This window comes from Flavobacterium sp. CF108 (assembly GCF_900129795.1).
GTDB lineage: Bacteria > Bacteroidota > Bacteroidia > Flavobacteriales > Flavobacteriaceae > Flavobacterium.
On record NZ_FQWW01000001.1, the window covers coordinates 265,391 to 292,010 of the forward strand.

At 35.5% G+C, this 26,620-nt stretch carries 13 protein-coding genes; all 13 read right to left on the minus strand.

The genetic code is table 11. The annotated features are described in order from the left end of the window. Positions 1 to 54: 54 nt before the first annotated feature. The 13 genes from BUE10_RS01255 to BUE10_RS01315 all read right to left on the minus strand — a co-directional run bounded on the left by BUE10_RS01255 (position 55) and on the right by BUE10_RS01315 (position 26,620). A complete protein-coding gene (locus BUE10_RS01255) occupies positions 55 to 2,286 on the minus strand; it encodes a DUF6055 domain-containing protein (RefSeq protein ID WP_073481406.1) in 2,232 nt (743 codons plus the stop codon). Between the two features lie 164 nt (positions 2,287 to 2,450). Next, positions 2,451 to 4,649 (minus strand): alpha-galactosidase, encoded by a 2,199-nt coding sequence (locus tag BUE10_RS01260; RefSeq protein ID WP_073481409.1) that lies wholly within the window; start codon positions 4,647 to 4,649, stop codon positions 2,451 to 2,453. Between the two features lie 229 nt (positions 4,650 to 4,878). After that, positions 4,879 to 6,090, minus strand: a complete 1,212-nt coding sequence (locus BUE10_RS01265) for a M24 family metallopeptidase (RefSeq protein WP_073481412.1) — start codon at positions 6,088 to 6,090, stop codon at positions 4,879 to 4,881. Between the two features lie 57 nt (positions 6,091 to 6,147). After that, a complete protein-coding gene (locus tag BUE10_RS01270) occupies positions 6,148 to 8,292 on the minus strand; it encodes a family 43 glycosylhydrolase (protein WP_073482976.1) in 2,145 nt (714 codons plus the stop codon). 149 nt (positions 8,293 to 8,441) lie between these two features. Further along, positions 8,442 to 10,517: a beta-galactosidase gene (locus tag BUE10_RS01275; protein WP_234984693.1), complete on the minus strand. Its 2,076-nt coding sequence runs from the start codon at positions 10,515 to 10,517 to the stop codon at positions 8,442 to 8,444. A 33-nt stretch (positions 10,518 to 10,550) separates the two neighbouring features. Then, positions 10,551 to 13,241: a DUF5695 domain-containing protein gene (locus BUE10_RS01280; RefSeq protein WP_073481417.1), complete on the minus strand. Its 2,691-nt coding sequence runs from the start codon at positions 13,239 to 13,241 to the stop codon at positions 10,551 to 10,553. Between the two features lie 238 nt (positions 13,242 to 13,479). After that, complete coding sequence (locus tag BUE10_RS01285; protein ID WP_073481419.1) at positions 13,480 to 15,171, minus strand: DUF885 family protein; 1,692 nt, start codon at positions 15,169 to 15,171, stop codon at positions 13,480 to 13,482. A gap of 150 nt (positions 15,172 to 15,321) precedes the next feature. Further along, positions 15,322 to 18,378 (minus strand): beta-L-arabinofuranosidase domain-containing protein, encoded by a 3,057-nt coding sequence (locus tag BUE10_RS01290; RefSeq protein WP_073481422.1) that lies wholly within the window; start codon positions 18,376 to 18,378, stop codon positions 15,322 to 15,324. A gap of 58 nt (positions 18,379 to 18,436) precedes the next feature. Beyond that, the gene (locus BUE10_RS01295; protein WP_073482978.1) at positions 18,437 to 20,686 is read right to left on the minus strand and encodes a S9 family peptidase; all 2,250 of its coding nucleotides are present in this window, start codon (positions 20,684 to 20,686) and stop codon (positions 18,437 to 18,439) included. A 418-nt stretch (positions 20,687 to 21,104) separates the two neighbouring features. After that, positions 21,105 to 22,520, minus strand: a complete 1,416-nt coding sequence (locus tag BUE10_RS01300; RefSeq protein ID WP_073481424.1) for an APC family permease — start codon at positions 22,518 to 22,520, stop codon at positions 21,105 to 21,107. A 204-nt stretch (positions 22,521 to 22,724) separates the two neighbouring features. Then, positions 22,725 to 23,960, minus strand: a complete 1,236-nt coding sequence (locus BUE10_RS01305; protein WP_073481427.1) for an NAD(P)/FAD-dependent oxidoreductase — start codon at positions 23,958 to 23,960, stop codon at positions 22,725 to 22,727. A 77-nt stretch (positions 23,961 to 24,037) separates the two neighbouring features. Beyond that, a complete protein-coding gene (locus BUE10_RS01310; RefSeq protein WP_073481429.1) occupies positions 24,038 to 25,048 on the minus strand; it encodes a 4-hydroxyproline epimerase in 1,011 nt (336 codons plus the stop codon). 3 nt (positions 25,049 to 25,051) lie between these two features. After that, entirely contained in the window at positions 25,052 to 26,620 is a 1,569-nt protein-coding gene (locus tag BUE10_RS01315) for an aldehyde dehydrogenase (NADP(+)) (protein ID WP_073481432.1), read from the minus strand.

A 26,620-nucleotide genomic window follows, 5' to 3' on the forward strand; every position in this document is an offset into this window, starting at 1 on the left:
ACCATTTTATTTTTAAACTTCACACTTTTTAGAATAGTGTCAAATAATGAAGACTTATTCTTTAATAAATGTTTTGCTTAGAACGTCATTTCCTCTTTGAATATGCAGTAAATAAACACCTGCAGGTAAATTACTAGAATTATATTGAATATCAATTCTACCAACTTCGTAAACTTTATCTGCAATTGTAGCGATTTTTTGTCCATTAATATCAAACACTTCAATGGTTGTTTTATCTTGTTCCGTTTGCAAAAAGGTTATATTCAGGTTTCCTTTTGCCGGATTAGGATAAACACTTAAATCTACTTCTGTTTCAAAAACTGATTTATTAGCTGCCAGTGTAGTTACAGTACAGTTAGGTGTGGTACTAAAAGCCATTTGAGCAGCTGTAAAGTTGGTAAATGTTGCATTGATATCTATATTAGAGTTATCACTTACGCCTTTACCATCGCAATTGTCTCTTCCGTTTCTCCAATACGGAAACTGTAAATAAACACCAGGCGTAGAGCAACTGCCAATTTCTGCATCGCCCCCCACTACAACTGAGCTTCCAAAATTTCCGGCAAACAACATCGCATTTCCTTTTATATTAGCCGTATTGGCTACTGATCCGCCTTCCATCCAGGCATTTCCTTCTACAATGGCACTATTTGATAAAGTTGCATTGTACACGCATGCGTTACCTCTTACAATTGCATTGCCATTTATTGTTCCACCATCTACCATAGCGTAGTCATCTATACGGGCATTTCCTGAAATATTTCCGCCTCTCACAATTGCATAAGGACCTACGTATACTGTCGAGGCTACAGTCGCACTATTAGATACCCATCCGCCTCCGTTTGTGTGTAAATGTCCGTTTGTTTTAAGAAAACTTCTAAAACTAGCTGCCGGCTGAAATCCTTCAGGAGTAGCATTTGCAATTTTTAGTTCATAAGGATATCTTCTTTGTTTTGGATAACCCACATCCATATTGTAATTAACATGGACTTTTGGTGCTGCAAAAACTACAAGATAAATATTGGCTTCTGTCGAGGTATTAAGCGTAAATGAAGCTTCCCCATCTGTTTTATACATCGGACTGTAACGAGATATTGTACCATCAGTTTTTGTGGTCACGAAACCATATCTCCAGCCAGCCTGAGTTGTGTTAACTTCTGTATGTCCTTTAAATTTTATGGTAACTTTCTTTTGAGTTCCTGTACAAGTTGGGTATAAAGGGATTACATTCATTCCGTAATCTTGTGGAGCCCAGTCATTATTGGTATAATATTGATCTGTTGTACCCGTAACTTTTGTCAGCAAAGTGTATTGCCTGCTGGTGTAACGAGGCATATTCGTTTTTATGCTGTTGTAAACGTTTCTGATGGTTTTTCCAAAATTACTGGTCGTATTGATTTGAGAGTTCCATTGAATAGGATAATCGAATGCCGGTTGTCGCTGCGCATATCCCCAAAGATAATCATCGAGTTGGTCTTGTGTAAAACCTTTTAATCTCTTAATAGTTTCAAGCGGATGTTCTTCATTTATCGATTCCGCCCACATTCTTCTTGTAAAATCAAAACCTTCCTTTTCCTGCACATAATACATCAGATGAAAATTCGTGTAATGATGTCGGTTAGAAGACCACATAAAATGTTTGGTCTGTATCCAGCGGGTCAAAGTTCCGTCGATTTCTGCCCATTGCGGATAAGCTTGGGCACGCATAAAATTGGCATGTCCTTCAAAGAAAGGACCTGCCCAATCATATCCGGAAAATGCTTTTCCGGCACCTGGATTTTCCTGTATCTGCATCATCATTTGCAGCGTGTGTGCAAATTCATGTGATAATGCTCCACCATCTCTTGTGGCTTCAGGATGTACAAACATTGCACCAATTGTATTGCTAAACGAACTGGCTTGTGCAAAAGCTTCCAATCGTGGATCTGTAGAATTCCAAGTATTCATCATCATAATAATGATCTTGTATTTTCCAAAATTTGTTGTTGCAGCATTATTTATAAAATGCAAATCGGTAATGTAGCGTTTAAAGCTAGTCTCAAGCGTATCTGCAACCGATTTAGGAGTAAATCTTAAGGTTGCATCAGCATATGCTGCAGGATTTGTACCCACTTTATCACCCCAATAAAGTACAAAGTTCGTAGACTCGTACTTTCTGGTGTTGGATACTTTATTATAAAATTCATTGTTGGGGTCACTCCATTCTGTGGGAGTAAAAAGCGTTTTCTGTGCAATTGCAAAATAACTGGATAGAAAAACGACAACTAATAGTAAAAATTTTTTCATAGTTTATTGAATTAATAGGTTAAGAAATAGCATTCTTTTGTAAATGTAAAAATCACACTAATATATTTGTAAGACAATATTATCTAAATTTAATACTATTTTACCTATTTTATTAAATTCACTTTTTTGTTTTACAATAAGTTACAAAATCAAACTTTTAAAAACTAATCAACAGCTGTAATCTCTAGTACAATACTGCTTTCCTGTCTTGAAGAAGAAACTTTTACTCCTGCTTTCATAAGGAAATCTCCGGAAAAAACATTTCCTGATACCTCAAAAGTATTTTTAGCTTCTGGCATGATATTAATTTCTTCAACTTTGTATTTTTTTAAAGGATCTAGTCCTTCTAATCTTACCAGACTATAATTAGGATCTGCTAGCGGATGCAGGGTGTAAGAAAAAACTACCGATTTTGTTTTGTCCTGATTTACATACATTAATACTGCTCTGCTCTCTTCATAAGGCGAAATCAATCGATACAAATCGCCTTGCCAAATTACCGGACTTAACCTTTTGTAATTAGAAACTGCTTGCTGGCAAAATTGCAATTCGTTTGGTTTTAAGCCACCTACTTGAATATCAAAGCCTAATTTACCCATCATAGCAACATCAGTTTTAAATTTAACAGACTGATTTCCCATAGATGTAACGTGATTGCAAGTCGCCAATGCCGGATAAAAATTAGAATATCCCCATTGTATAAAAACCCGATCAAAAGGATCTGTGTTGTCGCTTGCCCAAAACTCTGTAAAATAATTCAGCATTCCGTAATCGACTCTCCCTCCACCTCCGGCACAAAGCATCATAGGCAGATTCGGGTATTTAGCTTTTATGCGGTCAAGCACTTTATACAAGCCTTTTGTATATTCTATAAATAAATGCGACTGCTGATTTTTTAAATACGTTGAATAAGCGCTTGTCATCATGCGGTTGCAATCCCATTTAAAAAAAGCTACTCCTGATTTGGTTTGCATGATATCGTCTACCACTTTAAAAACAAAATCCTGAACCTGCGGATTGCATAAATCAAGAACCAATTGCGTGCGATAAATACTCTTTTCCCTGTTAGGCAAACTCAATACCCAATCCGGGTGTTTTTCATATAATTCTGTCTTTTCGTTGATCATTTCCGGTTCGATCCAAATACCAAATTTTACATTTGTTTTTTGAGCTTGTTCCATCAAAAAACCAATTCCGTTTGGCAATTTTGACTTTGTTGCCTGCCAGTCTCCTAAACCTGATGTCGAACCGCTTCTTGGATATTTGTTACCAAACCAGCCATCATCCAGCAAAAACATATCTACACCCAATGTTTTGGCATCTGTAAACATATTAGCCAGTTTATTTTCATCAAAATCAAAAAAAGTCGTTTCCCAGTTATTTAATAAAGTTAGACGTGGTTTTTCGCCATCTTTAAGACCGTATTTTCTAGCCCAGGCGTGTAAATTTCTACTTGCCTGACCTTTTCCCTGATTCGAAAACGTATAGATAAAAACAGGTGTTTTAAAGGTTTTTCCCGGTTCGAGATTGTATTCTGATGCAAATTCATTAATACCTGAAATAATTCTCAGTTCGTTATTATTATCAATATCAAATGTATATTTAAAGTTTCCGGACCATGCAATTGTACCAGCAATCACTTCGCCGGTATTCTCGCCTGATTTTGAATTTAAAGAGAGAAAAAAGCTTGGCGGCGCAAACATATTGGTACGAACTCCTAGTTTAGAATCGATCACTTTAATACCTCTTGTAAGCTGACTTTCCTCCATTCTCATTTCTTCAACCACATCGCTGTAAAATTGAGTCAGCCAATATTGATCTGCATCGAGATGCAATGCCGATGAAGCGTAATTGTACAGCATCACAGGTTTTTTCTCATTGTGCTGGATTTCTGTCCAGGATTCGATGACATTTTCTTTATAGAATGTTTTATAATGAAGATTGACAAAAACCGGATATTCAGGATCTTTTAATTTGATAATAATCTCAGCTGTATTGTTATCTATTTTTTGAATGGTATGATTTTGATATTCTAATTCTAATGAAGGGTTTCCGTCGTTATGGGTAATTCTTATAGCGGGTTCAAATAAATTATCGGTTCCAAAAGTGGGATACGCTGAGTGGCGCAAATCGATTAACGGATTTCCGTCATTCACCACAAAATTCTTGGTATTTTCTTTTGAAACTGCTTCGTATTCGGCACTATTGTTCAGTTTTGTTCCCAGATACGTCTGATACAATTTTTTGTTTTTACCAACCTTTAAAACTAAAGCCGAAGCCTCGGTCTCTATCTTAATTATTGAACTTTCCTGCGCCTGAACAGGCAAATACATAATAGTCAGTAAAAGTAAAAATCGCTTCATTTTTTATTTTTATTTAATTAATGCTACAACGAATTACAATAATTTTATTAAACACAATCTGCCCTAGCCCCGATAGAAGTGGAAATCATTTTGTGGCGAGGTTCATCACAAAAGATTGAAACGTATAGCGGGATTAGCTCCTGAAAAAAAATATTTTTATCATTAGCGATTGAAATAATAAACTGAGTGGATAATTAATATCTACAAAAATTCCCCAACATGTTACTATTTAATATCCAAAAGGGTTCTCAACACTATGCATAGGCGTAGTAAACCATTTGGCTCCATTTCCGGTCATGTAAAAATGATCTTCATGTCTGATTCCAAATTTCCCCGGAATGCATATCATGGGTTCGTTACTCACTACCATTCCTTCCAGTAATTTTATTTCGCTTCCGCGGACTAAATAAGGGAATTCATGAATGTCTAATCCCGTTCCGTGTCCAACTCTGTGAGGCAATCCCGGTAAATCATAGTCCGGGCTAAGTCCGGCTTCCGCCAAAATTTTTCTGGCCGCATCATCTACAGATCCGCAGGAAGTTTTAATTTTTGCAGTTTCAAAAACAGCGAATTGAACTTTTTGCTCTAAATTCCAAATCTTTGTGTATTCTTCAGAAGGGGTTCCGTATACATACGATCGCGTGATATCAGAAAGATATCCTTCAAGTTTACAGCCCGTATCTATAATAACGGCATCATTTTCTTTTAAAGGCTGAGGAACCGAAACACCATGAGGATATTGTGTATCATCGGCAAACAAAACAATACAGAAATAAGACCCTGAAGGTATTCCGGCTTTTATATGTGCTTTATTAATAAAATCAACCACTTCATCAACTGCAATTCCGGGTCTTAATATTCTGGCAGCAGCACGCTGAACCTCCATAGTAATGTCTTTTGCTTTTTGAATAATAGCAATTTCATTCTTCGATTTTTGCATTCTGCAAGCCGACGTAATTTGTTGCGCATTTATAAAAGCATACGAGGTATTGGCTTTAGCAACTCCATCTACTAAAAAATAAGGCGAAGATTCATCAATCGCTATTTGGCTGTATTCAGGACTTTTGGCGCTCAATATTTTACCAAATAAAATATAAGGCGATTCATGTTCTTCCCAACAATTAATATTGTCCTGAATTTTCATGTATTTTTTAAAAGTACCTTCTTCAAATTTTGGCACTATATATTCTAAAGATCCATCATCAAATAATAATGCACCGACCATTCTTTCAGAAGCATTCCATTTTGTTCCTGTAAAATAATACAAATTGGTTCCTGCGTTTAGATAAATTGCCTGAACAGAAAGTTCTTTCATTAAACCAGTTGCTTTCTTTATACGTTCAAGATATTCCTCTAACTTAATTGGTTGTACATTCTGAACTCTGTTTTCTATTTTTTCTAATTCAATGGCTGCATTAGAACCACCTACACCTATTGTCATTTTGTATTTATTTTTTATTTATTTTTTATTTGAATGGATAAATTTAAGAAGTAAACTTTATTCTGCTTTAGGTTTTGTCTGTTTCATCAGTTTTAGTAAATCTTCCTGATTCAGTGCATAATCGTACAATCGTAATGACGCCATAAAACCCGAGAAATTTTCTCCAATATCAGATGCTCCAATTATAATTTTGGCTTTATCAATTGCTGAAGATAAAAGCATATTCTGCGAATTGTCTAAAACGCCATCGACATATACTTTCTCTACAACGCCATCAAAAGTTAAAACAATAAAATGCCATTTATTGGCTTCAGGAACTTTATTGTATTTCATATCAAAATGACCGTCAAGATGTACTCCTGCGCCATAACTTCCACTATTGTAAGCCAATGTATTGTAGGAATTGGCTAAGCCAAATTTGTTTCTGTCACACCACGATAACAAAATATCTCCTTCTTTTGGTATTTCAGGATTTTTAACCCAAGTTGCAACGGTATAAGAACCATTCCAGGCTAATGTTTTTGGTACAGCTTTATCTAAAGTAAAAGCTCCGTTTTTAAAATTGAACGCTTTTATTCCATCTACATTTTCTAAAGAAACTTCGCCGCTTTTGACAAAAATTCCGCCAAGAGATCCTTTATTCGAAACTGAATTTATAGCTGCATTATTTTGAATTTTACTGGCATCAAAATCTACCAATATTTTTTTAGAACTTTTTAAAGCCGGACTTATTTTCGATTCTTTGTTGTGCAATTGCAATGGAATTTCAAATAATGAACTATAGACTTTAATATTCCAAACTGCGGCATAAAGTCCCGTTTTTTCAGTGTCTAAAACCGTTAATTTTATGTAACGGGTTGTTACGTCATTATCATCAATCATTGGACTTCCTGCTGTACGATTTTTGGATTTATCGGCAAATAAATTCCATTTTTTTCCATCGGCCGAATATTCCAATTTATACTGATAATAATAACTCGCAAATTCAAATTGCGTCATTACTCTTTTTACTTTCTTTTCTGCGCCTAAATCAATAATTAAATTTTGAGCCGAAGTATTATCGGCAGCTTTCCACATTGTGGCATTATTATCATCCGTTGCATACGAAGGTTTATATTCATAATCATATTGTGTAGACTTTAAATGATAAAATGATAAAGCGGTAGTTTTTGCTCCAAAAGCAATATTTTCAGGAACTTCAGACTTCACTAAATCAGCAATTCCTTTACTTGAAGGAACTACTTTTTTGATTGTTGAATCGTTTTCAAAAATCATTTTATCAATGCAAACCTGTCTCGCAAGTCCGCCTCGAGTCATTGGATAATCATGTTTATGGTAAACGATATAATAATCGTCTTTTTCTTGCAAGATCGAATGATGACCGGGACCATGAACGGTTTGATCTTCATTTGTACTCAAAATCGGATTGTTTTTTCCGGGTGTAAAAGGTCCGTATGGCGAATTCGAATAAGAATAGCGAACATTGTATGTTTCATCATGACAAGACGCTCCGGAATACATCAAGATATATTTAGAACCTTTTTTCATCATATAAGCAGCTTCAAAAGGCGCTGGCGTTTGCTCTAACGGAATATTGGTCGAATGAACCATTTCACTCATATTATTCTTGTTCAATTCGCCAACAGCATATCCACCATTATAATGCACCCAAGTTCCCCAATAACTATATATTTTTCCATCAGTATCTGTAAAAAACTGTGCGTCCAGAGATGGAAAATTCTCTTTTGGATATCCGTTTGAAATTACCGGAGTATCATTTTCGCTCAATTTTTTCCAAGGTCCAACGGGAGAATCCGAAACATAACCATAAATATTACAGCCTATTTCACAATTTCCAAAATACAAATAGTATTTACCATCTTTTCCTTCAATGATATCAGGAGCCCAAAAATTGGTAATCGATTTTGCCGAAAAAGAAGGGATTTCCATGATATAATTATACCAGTTTTTAAAATCTTTACTATACCAGACAGTTGGAGCGCCCGATGCCAGCATTTCATTGTCTGTGGTGGCATAGATGTAATAGGTATCTCCAAATTTCTTAATTGTAGGATCGGCAAACCAACCCGGCAAAATAGGATTTTTTACTACTGGAATATTTACAGGAATATCTTTTTGGGCAAAAACAGTTCCTGTAAAAGCAAGTATGAAGAGAGTGTAAAATAGTTTTTTTTTTAGCATTGCATTTTGTAAATTAATTTGAGTGAAAAAATTTATCTTTTCAGAAATCAATAACATCCTGAGCGGAATCGAAGGCTTTTAAAAGAGGCTTCGACTTCGCTCAGCCTGACAAACATCGTCCTCATTCAGTCAGACAAAAAGGATTTATATTAATATTTCCAAACTAGTACTTCGGCGGTTTTTATGGCTTTATTTCCAATGATAATTTTGGCGTTTTTTGGTAAATTGATTTCGTATTCTTTATCTGAATAGTTTACTGCTACGCCAAATCCGTCGCGGTATTCTACCATAATTCCTTCAGGATAATTTTCTATTGGAGCATTTTGTTTTTGGTATAACCTTCTTAAAACCTGCTTTTCAAGTTCTCCGTTTTTTGAATCTACACCAATGTAGGTTACTGTTCCTTTTCCTAAATTTCGGGAAATAATGGCTGGCGTTCCGGCATAAAATTCACTTTCGTACGTTGCCCAAACTTCTGTTTCTTTATTTGGTTTTAGTAAATCTCCCCAACTTGTCCATGCAAATTCCTGATTATTAAATTTGATAACACCCGGAGATTGCGGCATTAATAAATCATATGATTCTATTTGAGAACCGATTAAATTCCACATTGGCTCATAAAATTTAGCTTCCCAAAGATGACCCTGGCGATTCTGAATTCCGGATCTGCAACTCAATATTAAGTTTCCTCCATTTTTGGCATACAAAGTCAATTTATCAATCATTTTTTGATCAATCATCTGATAAGCAGGAACAATTAAAAAAGGATAATTAGAGAAATTAGTTGTATCACGAACAAAATCAACCGGCGCACCAAAAGATTTTGAAACTCTGTAATATTTTAAAAAGTGGCCCATTGTATTCCACTCTTTTGTTTGCTTGTTCAATTCGATGCCCATAAAATTATCGGTATTAAATAAAATTCCGGTTTTGCGTTTTAAATAGTAATCCGGCAATGTTGCTTTGGCGTCGTATTTTTTTCTCAGTGTATCGATTTCTTTTATAAACTGAGCAAATTCTTTACCGCCAATTGTTGGTGTTACACCATCTGTACCTACAATTCCGTAATGAAATTGCTCGTAACCGTATAAAGGTGCACGGTAACGATACGTACATGTAAATTTACTACCGCCGGCAAAAACATGCCACAACCACATACGAATACTTCCCGGCAAAGGCTGCGGATTAATGCTTCCCCAGTTTACTTGTCCCGGTTGTAATTCCATGCAACCGTACATTCCTTTTAAAGGACGAAAAAAATCATTTGACATTCCGATACTGGTATAATCGCCCAAACGATATCCTTTCGTACCAATTCCGGGACTTCCTCCATAAACCAAATAACGTGTGTAACAATCAAAATCTAATTCTTTGCTCATACCAACAAAACTTTCGTCATAATTGGATCTGTAATTTGACGTAATCCATTGGTCCTTGCTTATATATTTTCGAATTGTAATCGCTTGTTCATCCAGAAAAGTGGCGGTTTCCTGATCCGCAAAACGATAATGATCCAATTGAGAGTGTAAATTCATTCCCCATTCTTTGTGCAACGGAATATTTATCTGACTGAAATCAGAATAAGTTCCGCTCCAGAAATTGTTTCCCCAAGCCTGATTTAAGGCGTCAATGGTTTTATATTTTTCCTTTAACCAATTGCGATAGCGTTCTTGAGCATCTGCTCCATAATCCAGTAAACGGGAAGGTTCATTATCAACCTGCCAACCCATAATATTTTTATTATTCCCGTATTTTTTTGCCAGTTTTTCAATCATTTTCATCGAATACATTCGATAATAATTACTTGAAAATGAAGCATGTTGTCTCGAACCGTGATCTGTTTTCGTGCCATCTTCATACGTAGCCAGAATATCCGGATGCTTGCGCGTCAGCCAAACGGGAGGCGTTGCTGTCGAGGTACACATTACAATTTTTAAGTTATATTTTGCCGCAATTGCAACCGCTTTATCCAGCCATTTAAAATCATAAACACCTTCTTGCGGTTCGAGTTGTGCCCAGGCAAATTCAGCAAAATGAGTGAATTCAAAACCCATTGCAGCTATATTTTTCAGGTCACGATCCCATTGACTTTCATCCCAATGTTCAGGATAATAGTAGACTCCAACTGTGGTCAGGTCTTTTTTTGGAAAATATTTGTCAAACTTTTGAGCAACTGAATTTAAACTAACCAGTAATACAAATAAAACAAATAGTACTTTTTTCAAAAAAGGTGTTTTTGATTTTTGCTTCATTCCATATTATAATTTAATTTCAACAGATTTATTTTTCAAAGCTATTTTATAAGCGCCTCTCACTTTTTCATACGATAATTTCACGTCTTGATCTACTCTTAAATAAGCATTTGGCGTATAAGTTGTTTTTGGGTCCAAAGTTATTGTGATTGCGCCAGTTTTAGTATTATAAGCTACTTTGTTAAAAGTTCCTGCGTCTAATGTTAACCATATTTTTTTTGGAGCAATAAATACTTTAGATTTTGCTGCAGTAGTAATATCAACTACAATTTCATCTCCTTTTTCTTTTACATTTCCTCCAAAAGCAACCCAGCCATAATCTTTTTCATTGGTAATAAAAGTAGCTGTATTGACTGCATAACCAAAGAAACCAGAGCCATAATCTCCTGATAAATAATCGATTCTTAAAGTTTCAGGATAAGAGTGAAAAGCCGCAGCTCCAAAACCGTCTTCGGTAATATTCGAAATTCCGCCTAATAATCCTCCGTAACCTACTTTTAATAAATGAAAATCATCTGGTGTTTTTCTAAATTGTTCCAAAACCGGAATCGCATTCAAAGTCGATCCATAATGATGAATCTGACGCTCTACTCGTGATAATTTTCCTCCGTATAAAAAGTCCCAATATCTACGGGCATTTCCATTATAAGCCCAGTGTGGCATTGTAGGCATGTAAGCCAATATTGCATCTAAAGTAATCTTTGCTTTATCTGTGTATCCAAAATAATCTGACCACATATAAACTTCTTCCTGACCTGTAGAATCCCAAGGCATTTCACTTCCAAAAGGATAATTTAAGGTTCTCCAATGGTCTGCTCTTTCTTTCATTTTAGCTTCCAGAATAGTGGCCATTTCTGTATAACCTTCGGTTTTTAAATCTTTCAAAATCAATAAAAAGACCGTTCCTTCCATTTGTCCAAACTGCGCATAATACGGCGCTAATCTTGTCATTGCAATACTCGTTTCGTATGCATTTTTCAAATACCAATCCCATGCATGATTTGTAACCAAACCGTCATGATATCTCGCCAAACGATACATTGTCCAATAAGCAGCGGCAACGTGCGGATAATTATAAGATCTTCCCGGATCATCAGCGCCTTTTTTGTCCCATGCAGCCCATGTTTTATAATTTACATCTTTGCTGTAAGTTCCTTCTGGAAATTTTGTTGGCTCATAATAAAAAACACTTTTTTTAACTCCGTATTTAAGCGTATCAGCCGTATTATACTGAATACTTCCCCATAATGTTTTATCTACAAACTGCTGTAATTTTTCTATTTCTTCCTTTTTTGGTTCAATTAATTGCTTCATTACTGCACCAAGCCAGCCCCCTGCTCCTCCTTCGTCACTTAAACCTGAAATCCAGACACGACTGTCCTGAGTTACTTGTTTTTTAGTTTCATAATCATAAGAGATTACCGAAGGATTTCTATGAAACGGATCGTTTTTTTCATCAAACCATTGCGCTGTTGTCAGGAAATTTCCAAAATCAGCCACTACATTGGTTTCTGATTTTATTACTTTATAATTGATTGTCTGTTGTAATCCGTCTTCATATACAACGGTTAATCTTGCTCTTCCCCATTTTTTTCCGTGTACAGCATATTGAAAATAACCATTTTTATTTTTTGATTTTTCCTCTATTGTCAAAGCGCCTTCCGGTTCTACTTTAAAAGATTTTACTGCTTTAGTATATTTTAGAAAAAGTTGACCGTCAACATCCTGAGGCAAAACATAACCCGGAACTCCAACCGCAACCGGACGATCGTTTTGAACTAAAGAATTTTGAATATTTTCAATTTGATCTACTAATACAAACTTCAATGAAAAACTTTTAGTTTCTCCTGCCTTAAGCACTAATGAAGTTGGCGTATTCCATTGATCAGCTGATTTCCATTCATTATCGGCGTAAGCTTTACTAAAAGGCATCCATTCATGGAATCCTTCAAAAACAATACTTCTTGGCGTTTCATCATCCAATAACGGACGATACGCTTCAAAAGGCATATTTGCTTCCGGAAGCACTAACAATGCCGGACCATGACCGCTTAATCTTTTTACTTCAAGATAACCTGCATCTTTACCAATATAGGGGTCAAAAAATACATTGTGAACGTGTGTTTCGTCTAATGTTTTTCCTTCCAGAATGTTATTAAAAACCATCGGAACACCTAAAGCACCAATTTCCTGAGTAGTATTTGATTTGTTTGTAATTTCAAAATGTAAAACTAAATTCCCGTCTTTTTCTTCGTAAAAACGTTTTATCGTTACCGGAATATCTGCTGGTAATGTGTTCGAAAGATCGGCTGCAGCCAAAATATTTCCAGAAACATTTAACGGAGTTACAGATGCTCTTTTGGCCGCTGTAGAATAACTTTTCCAAGTTCCATCGGCAGCTTTAACCCGAAGATTAATATCTCCCAATTGGTAAAGCCCGTCTTTATCACGAATCGAAAGTCGTTCTCCGGGTGTAAAATCAAAAGTTTTATCTGAAAGCGGCGATAATGCGGCTACCGTTTGAGAAGATTTTAATATTTTCAATTCAAATGATTTTGTATTCAAAACAGTAAATCCTTTGTCGACTTCAAGCGTTGATTTTTTAGCTTTAATTCGATCCCAATATTCTTGTGCCTGTACATTTGTCGAAGCTATTGTGCAACAAAATACTAAAACCAAAAGTTGTATTTTCTTCATAATTCTTATTATTTGTGAGCTAATTAAATTGTAATTAGCTTCATGTTAAACTTTTTTAAATAATCAATTCGAGTTATTAAACTGAGTTCGATCATTAGAAATATCCAATTACATAAATAACAGTTATTTATATTTTTTATATTTTCCTGCAAGGTTTTTTTTTAGACCTTTTAGGTATTCAAAACATACCTGCAAGGTTTTGAATACCTTGCAGGAATTCAAATCTTTTGTAAATCAACTATTTGAAATCAGTCGAAAATTTCCAATTCGTTTTATAATCTTCAGAAACCGGTAAATCTTCCAATAAAACCCGAAGCATTTCGACCGGCATTATATTCTCTTTTAAAACGCGATCGTGAAACTGTTTTTCTGTCCAGCCTTTTGCTAACAATTCATTTCTTAAAGCGTAAAATTGTAAACCTCCGGTCATATAAGCAACTTGATATAATGGTGCGTCTCCGCTGGCAAAAGAACGTCTTACTTCTGCTTCAGCATTGGCTTTTTCGTGTCCAACTTCATTTACCAATAAGTCAATACATTGTTGTGGCGTCAATTCTCCTAAATGATATCTTAATGAAAAAATGATTCTCGCGCAACGGTGAATTCTCCAGAATAACATTCCTAATTTTTGTTCCGGAGTTTGCGGAAATTGTTTGTTCCAAAGTATGATTTCCCAATACAAAGCCCAACCTTCCATCCAAAACGGCGTGTCAAAAGGCTGACGATACGACTTATAACGGCTGTTCATGAAGAACTGCAAATTATGTCCCGGAAGCAATTCGTGTTGTACGGTTGCAAAAGAAAAATTAGGATTGTTACCGCGCATGCTCATCAGTTTGTCTTTCTGATCCATATCCTGAGTTGGATATGAAATACTGATTTCCCAGCCTCCGGTAAAAAACGGATTTACTTTTTGACGTTCCGGTGTCATCATAATCATTTGCCAGGTTTCTTTTGTCAAATCCGGCAGCGTAATTAAATCTTTGTCTTCAATAAATTTAATCGATTGATTGTAAAGACTTGTAATCGCTTGAGGTTGTTCACCTGCCGGCACATAAGTATCTTTAACATGTTCTAATGCTTTTTTCCAATCGTTTCCATAACCTAATTCAGTTGAGGCTTTAATCATTTCTTTTTTGCACCATTCAAATTGACTTTGTGCGGCTGCAATGAGTTCTTCTGGAGAATATGGAATATATTCGTAAGACAAACTTTTGATTACTGCTTCTCTTCCAATTGGTTTTCCAATAATACCGCTTCCGTCATCTTTTATACTGGTTTGAGAATAATTTGTTTTTAAAAAATCTTCATAAGCTTTCAATTTCTCTGATAACTTTTTATACGGTTTTTCAACCCACCATGTAAAATTGGGATCATAACTGTAATAAAACTCATAAGCTTCTTTAAGCGATTGGTTAAAATAAGCTACAGATTTTGCTGCTTTATCGGCGGCAAACCAATCTTTAAAAGGTTTGGTTTTTAAAATCTCTGTCTCTTTATCAATGTTATTTGCTGCAACATCAAAAGCTTTAGCCAATTGATTGGAAACCGGATGTTTTCCTCTTCTTCTTTCTTTGATAAAAACGTTTATATCATCGGAGAAATCCAAAACCGAAGCGACTTCTTTGTATCCTTTGTATTCTATTTGTAAAAAATAATTCTCTTTATTTATTAGATTTTTCAGCAACAAATAATCAACTTTTCCATCTTTGGATAAACTTTTAAAATCGATATTTTTTACTGTTTTTTCCCAATCAGAGTAAAACTTAGAAAAACGCACATAATATTCCTCTGATTCTCTATTGGGATAAAAATTTTGTAAAGCTGTTTTGTCTGCCTGAAAAGTATTTACTACATCTATAAGTTCACTTGAAAATGAAGATGTTACCATAAATAAAAATAAAATAAGGCTTAGAATTGATTTTTTCATGTTTTTGGTTTGATGATTCTAAAGTTTTTTTTTGCCACGAATTACACGAATTTTCACTAATTCTTATGGGGATTTTAATACGATTTCTCAAAATAATTATAAAAATAATTCGTGAAAATTCGTGGAATTCGTGGCGAACTTTTTTAACTATTATTTCAATGTAACATCCAGATAAACCGAATGGCGTCCGTAGGTTTCGTAAAACGGTTTGTATGAAACTCCGTCTATAGTAAACTCTAATTTCTTAGGATTTCCTTTTATTGCTTTGCCGATATCATTTGCATCAAAAGTGACTTTGCACCAATCTTTTCTTGGTTCTGTTTCCTGTGCAGCCAATAAAATTGGTCCGTAAAATAAACTCGCGATATTTTGCTGATCCATAACCGGTTCCAAATGAAATTGAAATGGCATACGCAATTCCACTATATCACCATCTTTCCATTTTTTATTCAATGAAAGATAACTTCCCGGTGTTGCTTTTACTTTTTCTTCTTTCCCATTTATTTTTACAAAGAATCCTTTGGTTGCCCAATGCGGCACGCGGACTTTTAGATCAAATTTACCGTTTCCTTTAATCTTAAATTTTGTAAAATCTTCGTTAGGAAAATCTGTTGTTTGTTCTACAGTTATATTTTTTTCTGTCCAATTTAAAGTCGAAGGCACATAAAGATTTACATACAGCGCATTATTATCAGCGCTTTTAAAATAAATTGAATTTTGAAATTTTGTATTGCTTTCAATTGCAGTTCCGTTGCAACATGTAAAACCTGTCATATGAGCATTTCCAAATTGTTTTACTGAACCAGGTCTTAACGGAACATGATATGTATTTGCAGGACTATTCTCGGCTACTGATGAAAGAATGTGATTGTATAATCCACGTTCATAATAATCCATTAATTCGCCGCGCTGCTCATACAGAAATAAATCTCCGGTTAACTTAAGCATGTTGTAAGTTGCGCAAGTTTCATTTTGTCCGCCAGACGAAAAACCATTTTCGTAAATCGTTGCTGGCTGGCTTATAAAACATTCTGCATTTGCAGGATTTCTTGCTCCCGCAACTCCGCCAATTGTATACATATAATCGTTTACGGTTTTGTACCAAAAATTATCGGCTACACGGTAATAATCCGGCGTGTTAGAATCGCGGTACATTTCAAGCGCTCCCATAATTTGCGGAATGTGCTGATTGGCGTGTAATCCTCTAAAAGTATCCACATTTTTAGCGAGTCCGTGTGTGTGATTTGCATCGCCATAAAACACTTTGATATTATCGAATAACTGGGCTACTTCAAGATAATGCGGATCTTTTGTGATTCTGTACAATCTTGCCATTGCTTCGTTCATTCCCCCAAATTCTCCCGCAATATATCGGTTCCACATACTGATAAGTGTTTCCGTTGGGAGCTTTTTCATTCGAGCGTAAACCCAATTTCCCATTCCTTTTGCGGTTTCTAATGCTTTTTCGTTTCCGCTAACTTCGTAAACATCCATTAATCCCGCTAGGATTTTATGTAAAGTATAATAAGGTGCCCAAATTTGAGTTTTTTGTCCGCCGTAAGTGGCTCCGTTTTCTAACATGATGAATTGATCCGGCGGATAAGCGCTGATAAATCCTGTTCCCCAATTTTCATAATCGGTACGAATTCCTTCCGGACTTAAATCAGAATCGTAGGCTGTTTTACCAGGACCAAATGGAACAGCAGTTGGATCTGACACAAATTTTCCTCCTGCTGTTTTTGGTTTGCCCGAAAGCTGAGATAACTGGTACAGTGTATTTACCATATACTCCATTTTATTGGCAAAATTTGCCTGAAGTGTTTTGTCATAACCTGTGCTCGCATATGCCTGAGCAATTGCAGTTAAATAATGTCCTGTAGCGTGACCACGTAATTTTGTTTCCTGCGTATCCCAAACACCAAGTGGTTCGGCTTCTTTTGGTTGTGTTTGTCCAAAAGCATTACGGAACATGTATAAAAACGAATCCGGATCTGTGGTTGCTAATGTTGATAAAAATTTATCGCGATTTTCAACAAATTTTGTCTTGTGTCCGTCAGCATCAGAATTCAATACAACTTGCTCTAATTTAAAAGCTTCTAGTTTGCGTTCTGGCGTTGCAGCTTCTTTTGCAGCTTTTACTGTTACAATTGCTTTTGGTTTTAAATCTGTTCCCGAAACTATTCCGGTAACGGTATATTGCCCGCTTTTAAGTACTTGATTATTATCTTTCGGCGAGGGCCAAATCACGCGTACTTCCGGGCCTTGAATTCCGTTTTTGTAAACTCCTTTGATATAACTTGGCAATCTTGGAAGCGATCCTACAACGGTTTCTACATTAACATCAGAAACACTTGTTAGAAATTGATTGTAAAGCTGTGGAGTTGCAGCTGGGAACTTTGGTAAATCTGTGGCTTGTTCTTCTCCAGATTCTTCTTCCTGACCTTCTTTTAATGCATTGTTATAAATTCTCGTAATTTGTTTGTCTGTTAATGGAACTCTGTAAATTCTGAAATCATGAAGTTTTGCATTCAGATAAATGTTTTCATCTCCAAGCGATTTCCCAATATAAAGTTTGTTTTTTTCTGCCGAATTATAATCGAATAATTTAGCTAAATCTAATTCTGCATTCTTGGTTTCACTTACCAAAACACTATTCACAAAAGTGCTGATTGTTTTTGATGGAATGTTGATTACTACCGCTACATGATTCCATTTTCCTGTTTCTAAAGCTGCACCTTTTGTCTTGTACTTTGCTCCTGCTTCTGTACTTACTTCGGTTTGAATTCCGTCTTCTTTTTGTGTACCTGTTGGTGTAAAAAACCAATGCGAATTCTGGTTTTTACCGAAATCAAAAAAGAGCTGATTTTTTTGTGTAGATCTTAAGAAAATCCATCCAGAAATACTCAAGGATTCTTCGCCAATTAATCCGTCACCGGGAATTGAAACAAATGCTTGACTGTCTGCAGGCAAAGAAAGTACAGTGCCAAATAGTTCGTCATTTACAAACTTGGCTTTTGTATCCTGAATTTTTCCATGCAAATTATTTCGCGACCAATCTTTTGCATCGCCATCAAAAACATAACGTGCAATTAATCCCGTTTCTCCAATTCCGTCTAAAATCTGGTCGCCGTTTTGTGCGCGTAAAGTTGTGGTACACGATGCCCAAAAACTTAATATTACACAAATAAATAACTGATATTTTTTCATCACTACTTCTTTTTCTTATGATTTATAAAACTCCTTTTCTTTATTTCTCAGGAATTTTCTACTTATAAATTTCTTCCCACGTTGGCGGAATCACGCCCAATAAATGCTGTACAAAATAATCTCTTCTCTTGCGTTCTCCAAAATCTCCTCCCGCCGAATGTCCCATTCCGGGAACGGTTACTAACTCGAAGTTTTTATTGGCTTTTATCAAGGCGTTTGCAAATTGCATTGTTGACGCCGGATCAACATTATCATCTAATTCACCCACAATCAACATTAAATTCCCGTTTAATTGTGCTGCATTTGCTGTATTAGAACACGCTCCATATTCTGGTCCAATCGGATATCCCATCCATTGTTCGTTCCACCACATTTTATCCATTCTATTATCGTGACAGCCACAAGATGCTACGGCAACATCATAAAAATCAGAGTTAAAAACCAAAGCTGCTCCGGCGTTTTGTCCTCCTGCAGATGTTCCGTGAATTCCAACTTTGTCAATATTCATATAAGAATATTTGGCTGCAGCGGCTTTCATCCAAAGTTTTCTGTCTGCAAAACCACTATCTTTTAAATTTTTCCAACATACATCATGAAAAGCTTTTGAACGGTTCGAAGTTCCCATTCCGTCAATCTGAACCACGATAAATCCTAATTCCGCCAGAGAAGACATTGCCCAATAATAAGGCTGAAAATTCTTTGGAACAAATGAATCCTGAGGCCCGGCATAAATATATTCGATAATTGGATATTTACGATTCGGATCAAAAGTTGTTGGGCGAACAATAACTCCCCAAATATCTGTTTTACCATCTCGTGCTTTTGCTGTAAAAACTTCCGGAGCAATCCATCCCGTTTTTTGTAATGCCGAAATATCTGCTTTTTGTAATTCTACAATTGTTTTCTGAGAATCAATACTTTTTAAAACCGTAATTGGTGCTGCATCTACTCTTGAATATTGATCGACATAATATTTATAATCCGGTGAAAAAGTTACTTTATGATTTCCGTTTTCCGTTGTTAATCTGGTAAAGTTTTTTCCGTTAAAATCAATTCGGCAAAACTGCAATAAATACGGATCCTGATTGCTGTCTAATCCGCTGGCGGTAAAATAGATTTGCTTTTTTTCTTCATCAACTTTTAATACTTCTCTTATCGGCCAATTTCCTTTAGTAATCTGATTTTTTACTTTCCCGGAAAGGGCATCGTACAAATACAAATGATTCCAGCCATCACGTTCAGAAGCCCAAATAATTTCATTACTTTTTTTAAGGTCATAACGGTATCTTTTTCCACTGTAATCTACAAATGTTGAACTTGTTTCTTCTATAATGACTCTTACTTTTCCGGTTGTGGCGTTGACTTCCAAAACACGATAAACCTGATGTCCTCTTTGATTGTATTCGAAAGTAAAAGCACTGCTGTCATCTTTCCATTCGATTCCACTCAACTCATATTGTTGCTGAAATAAATCAGTTGCAACCGGAATTTGCTTTTTTGAATCCACAACGAACAATTGCGGACTTTTAAACGGTAATTGGTCTCCAGGTTTTAAATAATCTCTGGTTTGCAATTTTGGCTGAAACTGATCTGACGGACTTGACTCAACAAAATATATTTTATGATCTTCTCCAGGTCTGACTTTATAAGCCACAATCTCTTTGCTATTTGGCGACCATTGTAAATACGAAGAATAGTAAAAACCTTTTGAACCGTCATAACTTAACTGCGTTTCTACTTTTGTTTTCTTATTCTTTATATATAAATTATAGTTTTTTATAAAAGCAATATTCAAAGAATCCGGGGAACCTACAGGTTTATTTCCTAATTCATCAAAATTACCACCCCAATAATCATCTGTTTTTGATAGTTTTTTATAAGCTCCTGTTTTAACTATTTCATATGTCTTTAAATAGCAAGATGCTTTAATGGTATCTGTTGTAAAAACTAAAGTTGACAGGCTTTTATCAAATTCTAAATTTTCAATTGGTAAATCATTTGATTTTACCTCTTTTCCTAAAATTTTTGATAAAGATTGTCCCATTTTATTATGATCAAAAGCTTGTATTTGTTTCTGTTGTTTGGTATCAACCAACAGAAATTCTTTTCCTTTTAACAGATTATTGCTATACCATACATACTCATTTCCAATCCAATGAAATTCTTTAGGAGTATTGATAACCTTATTCTTAAATAAAGAATCTACGGCATTTGCCCTTTTATATTCCTTCAAAGTTCCTTGTGCCTGGGTTATTAAACACCATAAAAGTGTTAAAAACACACTTATTTTTTTGCTAGTTGTTCCCATAATTTTAATATTAATAAAAATAGACATAATTAATCGACTACTATAGGCTAATATTAACACATAGTAATATTATATTATCCATCGAAAATGAAATGCAGGCAAAATCAGTTATTAAATACTAATAATCTTCTTAATTTCAGTTTTTCCTAACACCATAGGAATCAATGAAGTAAAATTGATTTTTTTTTTCGGCTTAAGCCAAAATACATTCTAATGTAAGTTTTTCCAAAAAAGCGACTATTTATCTGTACTAGTCAATTGAACGATCGGATATTGTAGAGGCGCACAGCAGTGCGTCTAACATAACGTTGCCGATATACAGGATGTAAGACAGACTGCTGTGCGCATCTACATTAATTACCTTATTCTAAATTTAGGAGACCTAACAGGTTTTAAAAACCTGTTAGGAAATCAAAGATTAGTTTGGGCTTTTTTCCTTTATCAGATAATAAACAGGAATTCCGATTAACATAATTAAGACTCCCCAACCGCAAGTTGAAAATTTCGTAAACAATAACGAAACACAAACAGCCGAAGCAATTATGATATAAAACAACGGTAAAAAAGGATATCCAATTGCTTTGTACGGACGAACAGCATCTGGCATTTTTTTACGTAAACGCATAATTCCGTAAATCGTCAGGATATAAAAAATCAAAACAATAATGATTACAAAATCTAATAAATCACCATATTTTCCGGTAAGACATAATACAGAAGCCCAAATACATTGTGCCCAAAGTGCCCACGCAGGAACACTTGCTTTATTTAAATTGGCTGCTTTTTTAAAGAACAAACCGTCATTTGCCATTGTATAATACACTCTGGCTCCGGCCATAATTAATCCGTTGTTACAGGCAAATGTTGAAATCATAATCATAAGCGCAATAATTAACGTTCCAATATCTCCAAAAATATAATCTGAAGCGACCACCGCTACTCTATCAGATTTTGCTGTTGCAATTTCGGTTAACGGAATAACTGCTACATACATTAAATTAGTCAGCACATAAATGATTGTTACTATTAAAGTTCCCAGAAACATGCTTAATCCAACATTTCTCTTCGGATTTTTTATTTCTCCTGCAATAAAAGTAACTCCTGTCCAGGAATCGCTGGAAAATAAAGTTCCGACCATTGCGGCTGAAATTCCGGAGATCAAAGCCGTAGTATTAATAGGAAGCCATGAACCTGTTTCTGTACTAAAAGAACGCGGCGTCCAGGCATCTGTCCAGTTCGCATTCCATATAGAGGCTTTTGCCGCTAAAGTAAATCCAAAGATGATTAACCCTGAAATGGAGAGTATTTTTATAATGGTTAAAATAGTTTGAAGAATCTTGCTGTTTTTTACGCCGCGAGTATTTAAATACGTTAAAAAAATAATGGTTACAATAGAAACAATTTGCGCCACATTGAGTTTGAAATTTCCTATTTCATATAAAATATTTTCATCGCTAACAGCAGGAATTAAATAAGCTGCAAATTTTGAAAATGCCACTCCAACCGCCGCAATAGTTCCGGTTTGAATTACGGCAAAAAAACTCCAGCCGTACAAAAAGGCTATTAATTTATTATAGGCTTCTTTTAAATACACATATTGCCCGCCGGCATTAGGAAACATTGCACTGAGTTCGCCATAACTTACCGCAGCGATCATGGTAATTATTCCCGAAAGAAGCCAAATTAAAATAAGCCATCCCGTTGAACCAACTTGTCTGGCAATATCAGCGCTTACAATAAATATTCCGGATCCTATCATAGAACCTACTACGAGCATGGTCCCATCGAGAAGTCCTAATTCTTTTTTAAATTCTTCATGATTCTGGTCTTTCATTTTTTGGTTTGTTTTGTTGTTTTTTGTTTGAAAATGCGGTAGTCATTTTTTTATTCTAAATGTGGTCAGTATTTAGAATTTTGGTATTTGAGTTTTGTTTTTATTATTTGTAATAGTGAATTATAATAAAATATGAAACTTCAGAGGCATAGTATTAGTTAATAAAAAATCAGCTTCAATTTTGGTTAAAATGAAGCTGATTTTTTAAAGTTGAAACATTTGCGTATCTACAGAAGTCGCTTTTCCTGAAATGATTTCTTCAACAATTTTTCCTGTTGCAGGAGCCAGACTTAGTCCCATCATAGCGTGTCCTGTAACTAAAGTTAAATTTTTAAGTTTTTTATCTCGTGCAATAATTGGCATTCCCGAAGGTGTACAAGGTCTGAAACCAAACCAGGTATCTTGCTCTTTTGGCATTTCAATTTTTAAATCCGGATAAAAATCATTGATTGAATTTACAATTCCTTGTAGTCGGTTTTGATTGATTTTGGTGTCATTGGTGTGCGTTATTTCCATTGTTCCTCCAAAACGAATATCATTGTTCATAGGTGTTACAGCTACTTTTCCTTCGCATAAAATTGTTGGGATTGACGGTTTATGACTTTGATCATTTAGCGTGAAGCTGTATCCTTTTCCTGGTAAAATCGAAATATTTACATTTAGTTTTTTAGCAATATGCGGACTCCAGGATCCTGTTGCCAAAACTACTTCGTCTGCTGCAAAATTTCCTTTGTCTGTTATGATTTCAGTAATTTGATTATTCTTTAAAACAAAATCATTTACAGTAGTTTGCGAATGAATTATCACATTTAATTTTTTCAATTCTTCTTTAAGAAATTGCATGAATTTTTGCGGATATACATGTGCATCGCTTTTGTAATGTACTCCACCAATTACGTTTGTAGCAGTTCCTGTTTCTAATCTTGAAACTTCTTCTTTTGAAAGAAAATCAACTTCTAAACCTAGTTTTTCTGCCAGAATTCCTTCGTGGTGAATTTCTTCGCCTGTTTTTTCGGTTTTATAAAGCATTAAAAGTCCTTTTTCTTCATAAAAAAAAGAATTGTTTTGTTTTGCAAAATCCTGATACAAGTCTTTACTTAAAAGCGATAAATTGCAAAGTGCGGGCATGGCTTTTTCTACATGCTTTAAATTGGCATGTTTGTAGAATTGTATTCCCCATTTCATTAAATCCACATTTAATCTGGGCTTTACGTAAAACGGACTTTGACTATCAAACATCCATTTTATTCCTTGTGCAATCATTCCGGGTTGTGCCAGCGGAATTATATGCGAAGGAACTATCATTCCTGCATTTCCGTACGAACAACCATCCCTCATATCTGATTTATCGAAAACAACTACTTCATAGCCTTCTTTGGCTAAATAATAAGCTGAACATAAGCCGATTATTCCTCCACCAATTATACTTACTTTTTTCATTCGCATTATAAATTTAAAAAATCATTGGCAAGAAGTTTTTCTGTAAACCAATGATTTTTTTATATTATCATTTTTTTTTAAATCACTTGAAAGCCAAAAGCATACGGATCATCATCTTCATCAATAATGATATTATTGTAACCGTAAACTTTTGCCCAGCCCTGAATACTTGGTACTATGGCTTTGATATCTCCTATAGAAGTTTCTTCTTCGACTCTGCCAATAAACTTACTTCCAATAAAACTTTCGTGTATATAGTCTTCTCCTTTTTTTAGTTTCCCTTTAGCGTGAAGCTGTGCAATTCTAGCCGAAGTTCCGGTTCCGCATGGTGAACGATCAATTGCTTTGTCGCCATAAAAAACGGCATTTCGTCCTGAAGAAGCAGGATCGATAGGATCTCCTGTCCACAACATATGGCTTACATCGCGAATTGTATCATTTTCAGGATGAATAAACATATTTGGATATTTCTCGTTGATGCTTTTGCGTACTTCCTGACTGTACTGTACAATTTTTCCGGCTGTAAAATCCTGTATTCCAGAGAAATTTTGCTGCGGATCTACAATGGCATAATAATTCCCTCCATAAGCCACGTCAAAAACAATCTCACCTAATTCCGGACAATCAATCGTTAAACCTTCGGCTGCCAAATATGACTTTACATTCGTCAATCTTACCCAATCCACTTTTTTACCGGTTTGCTGATATTCTATCTGAACAAGTCCTGCCGGCGCTTCCATCTTTATTTTTCCGGGAACTTTTGGTATAACCAATCCTTCTTCGATCGCAATAGTTATGGTTCCGATGGTTCCGTGGCCGCACATTGGTAGACAACCCGAAGTTTCGATAAACAAAATTCCAAAATCATTTTCAGGATTGCTTGGCGGATATAAAATACTGCCACTCATCATGTCGTGACCTCGGGGTTCAAACATAAGTCCTTTACGAATCCAGTCGTATTCTTTTAAAAAATGTTGTCGTTTTTCACTCATGTTGTTTCCAACCAAATTGGGACCACCACCAGCCACAACTCTTACCGGATTTCCGCACGTATGTGCATCAACACAAAAAAAGGTTTTTCTTGGCATAAATTATATAGAGTTCTTTGTTAGTATATCGTTTACAGTTCTGGTAATACTCAAAGGATTTTTATCCTGTAAAGCGCTTGGTAATAATTGATCCGGCCAATCCTGAAAAGTTACCGGACGAACCCATCTTTTAACCGCTGTTAATCCTACAGATGTAAATTTACTGTCTGAACTTGCAGGAAAAGGTCCGCCATGAGTCATTCCGGAACAAACCTCTACTCCTGTTGGAACATTATTAAAAATCAATCTTCCGACTTTGTTTTTAAGATTTTCTATCGTCTCTTTAAAGTTGTCCCATTCTTGCAAATCAGCAGTTAAAACTGTTCCTGTCAATTGTCCTTCCAATTCCAGAATAATTGTATTGAGCTGCTCTACACCATCACATTTAACAACTACAGAAAAAGGCCCAAAAACTTCCTTATGAAATGTTTTATTTTTTAAGAAAGTCTCACCATCCACGGCAATTATATTTTGCAATGCATAATTTGGTTTTACAACTTTCTCTAAATTAGTTTCCTGCGTATATCCTTCTTGTCCAAGCACTTCTGATTTTAGACTTTCGTATTGCTTTTTTATATTAGGATGCAGCATACAAGTTGGGTCTAATTTATCTGTCTCTAAAGCTAAAATAGTAATAAAATCATCTAAGTCGGCGCTTTTTATTCCTAAAATAAGCCCTGGATTTGTACAAAATTGTCCTGTTCCTGCTACAATTGAAGCAGCATAATTTTTAGCCCATTTTTCAGTTTCTAATTTTAAAGCCGAAGGTAAAACAAGTACAGGATTTATACTTCCCATTTCGGCATAAACCGGAATTGGAATAGACCTGTTTGCTGCAATTTTGCAAAGTGCTGTTCCACCTTTTATACTCCCGGTAAAGCCAACCGCTTTTACAGACGGATGTTCTACCAAAGCTACTCCAACTTCAACACCACTGCTGTTTAGGTTTGAGAAAACACCATTTGGCATTCCTGTTCTTTTTGCTGCTTTTATAATAGCCGAAGCTGCCAATTCGCCTGTCCCTGCATGAAGCGGATGTGATTTTACTATTACAGGACAACCTGCCGCCAATGCGCTCGCGGTGTCGCCGCCAGCAGTAGAAAATGCAAGCGGAAAATTACTTGCTCCAAAAACGACTACAGGTCCAATTGGAATCTGTAATCTCCGGATATCCGGTTTTCCTTCTGATTTATTGATGATCGCTTCAACCCATGAACCTTCGCGAAGCATTGTTGCAAATGCTCTAAGTTGTCCGGTTGTTCTCCCTCGTTCTCCATTTGCTCTTCCGGCAGGAAGACCTGATTCCTGAATATAAGTCGCTAATAAATCTTCGCCCAGAGCTTCGATTTCTTCGGCAATTGCGTCCAGAAAATCTGCCTTTTTTGCGTCTGCAATTGTTCCGTAAATTTTAAAAGCTTCTTCGGCTAATGCTACTGCTTGCGAAATTTCTTCGGCTGTAGCTTCATAAAAAACAGTTTCATTCTCAAAATTTTCTTCTGGATTTATTGTTTTATAAGTTATTTTACCTTTTGCGGAAAGCACATCTCCAATATAATTTTTTCCTGTAGTCAT

What these genes read in the sequence shown, in the direction of transcription:
- BUE10_RS01255 (WP_073481406.1), bottom strand. Translation starts at nt 2,286, where the DNA reads ATGAAAAAATTTTTACTATTAGTTGTCGTTTTTCTATCCAGTTATTTT.
- BUE10_RS01260 (WP_073481409.1), bottom strand. Translation starts at nt 4,649, where the DNA reads ATGAAGCGATTTTTACTTTTACTGACTATTATGTATTTGCCTGTTCAG.
- BUE10_RS01265 (WP_073481412.1), bottom strand. Translation starts at nt 6,090, where the DNA reads ATGACAATAGGTGTAGGTGGTTCTAATGCAGCCATTGAATTAGAAAAA.
- BUE10_RS01270 (WP_073482976.1), bottom strand. Translation starts at nt 8,292, where the DNA reads ATGCTAAAAAAAAAACTATTTTACACTCTCTTCATACTTGCTTTTACA.
- BUE10_RS01280 (WP_073481417.1), bottom strand. Translation starts at nt 13,241, where the DNA reads ATGAAGAAAATACAACTTTTGGTTTTAGTATTTTGTTGCACAATAGCT.
- BUE10_RS01285 (WP_073481419.1), bottom strand. Translation starts at nt 15,171, where the DNA reads ATGAAAAAATCAATTCTAAGCCTTATTTTATTTTTATTTATGGTAACA.
- BUE10_RS01290 (WP_073481422.1), bottom strand. Translation starts at nt 18,378, where the DNA reads ATGAAAAAATATCAGTTATTTATTTGTGTAATATTAAGTTTTTGGGCA.
- BUE10_RS01295 (WP_073482978.1), bottom strand. Translation starts at nt 20,686, where the DNA reads ATGGGAACAACTAGCAAAAAAATAAGTGTGTTTTTAACACTTTTATGG.
- BUE10_RS01300 (WP_073481424.1), bottom strand. Translation starts at nt 22,520, where the DNA reads ATGAAAGACCAGAATCATGAAGAATTTAAAAAAGAATTAGGACTTCTC.
- BUE10_RS01305 (WP_073481427.1), bottom strand. Translation starts at nt 23,960, where the DNA reads ATGAAAAAAGTAAGTATAATTGGTGGAGGAATAATCGGCTTATGTTCA.
- BUE10_RS01310 (WP_073481429.1), bottom strand. Translation starts at nt 25,048, where the DNA reads ATGCCAAGAAAAACCTTTTTTTGTGTTGATGCACATACGTGCGGAAAT.
- BUE10_RS01315 (WP_073481432.1), bottom strand. Translation starts at nt 26,620, where the DNA reads ATGACTACAGGAAAAAATTATATTGGAGATGTGCTTTCCGCAAAAGGT.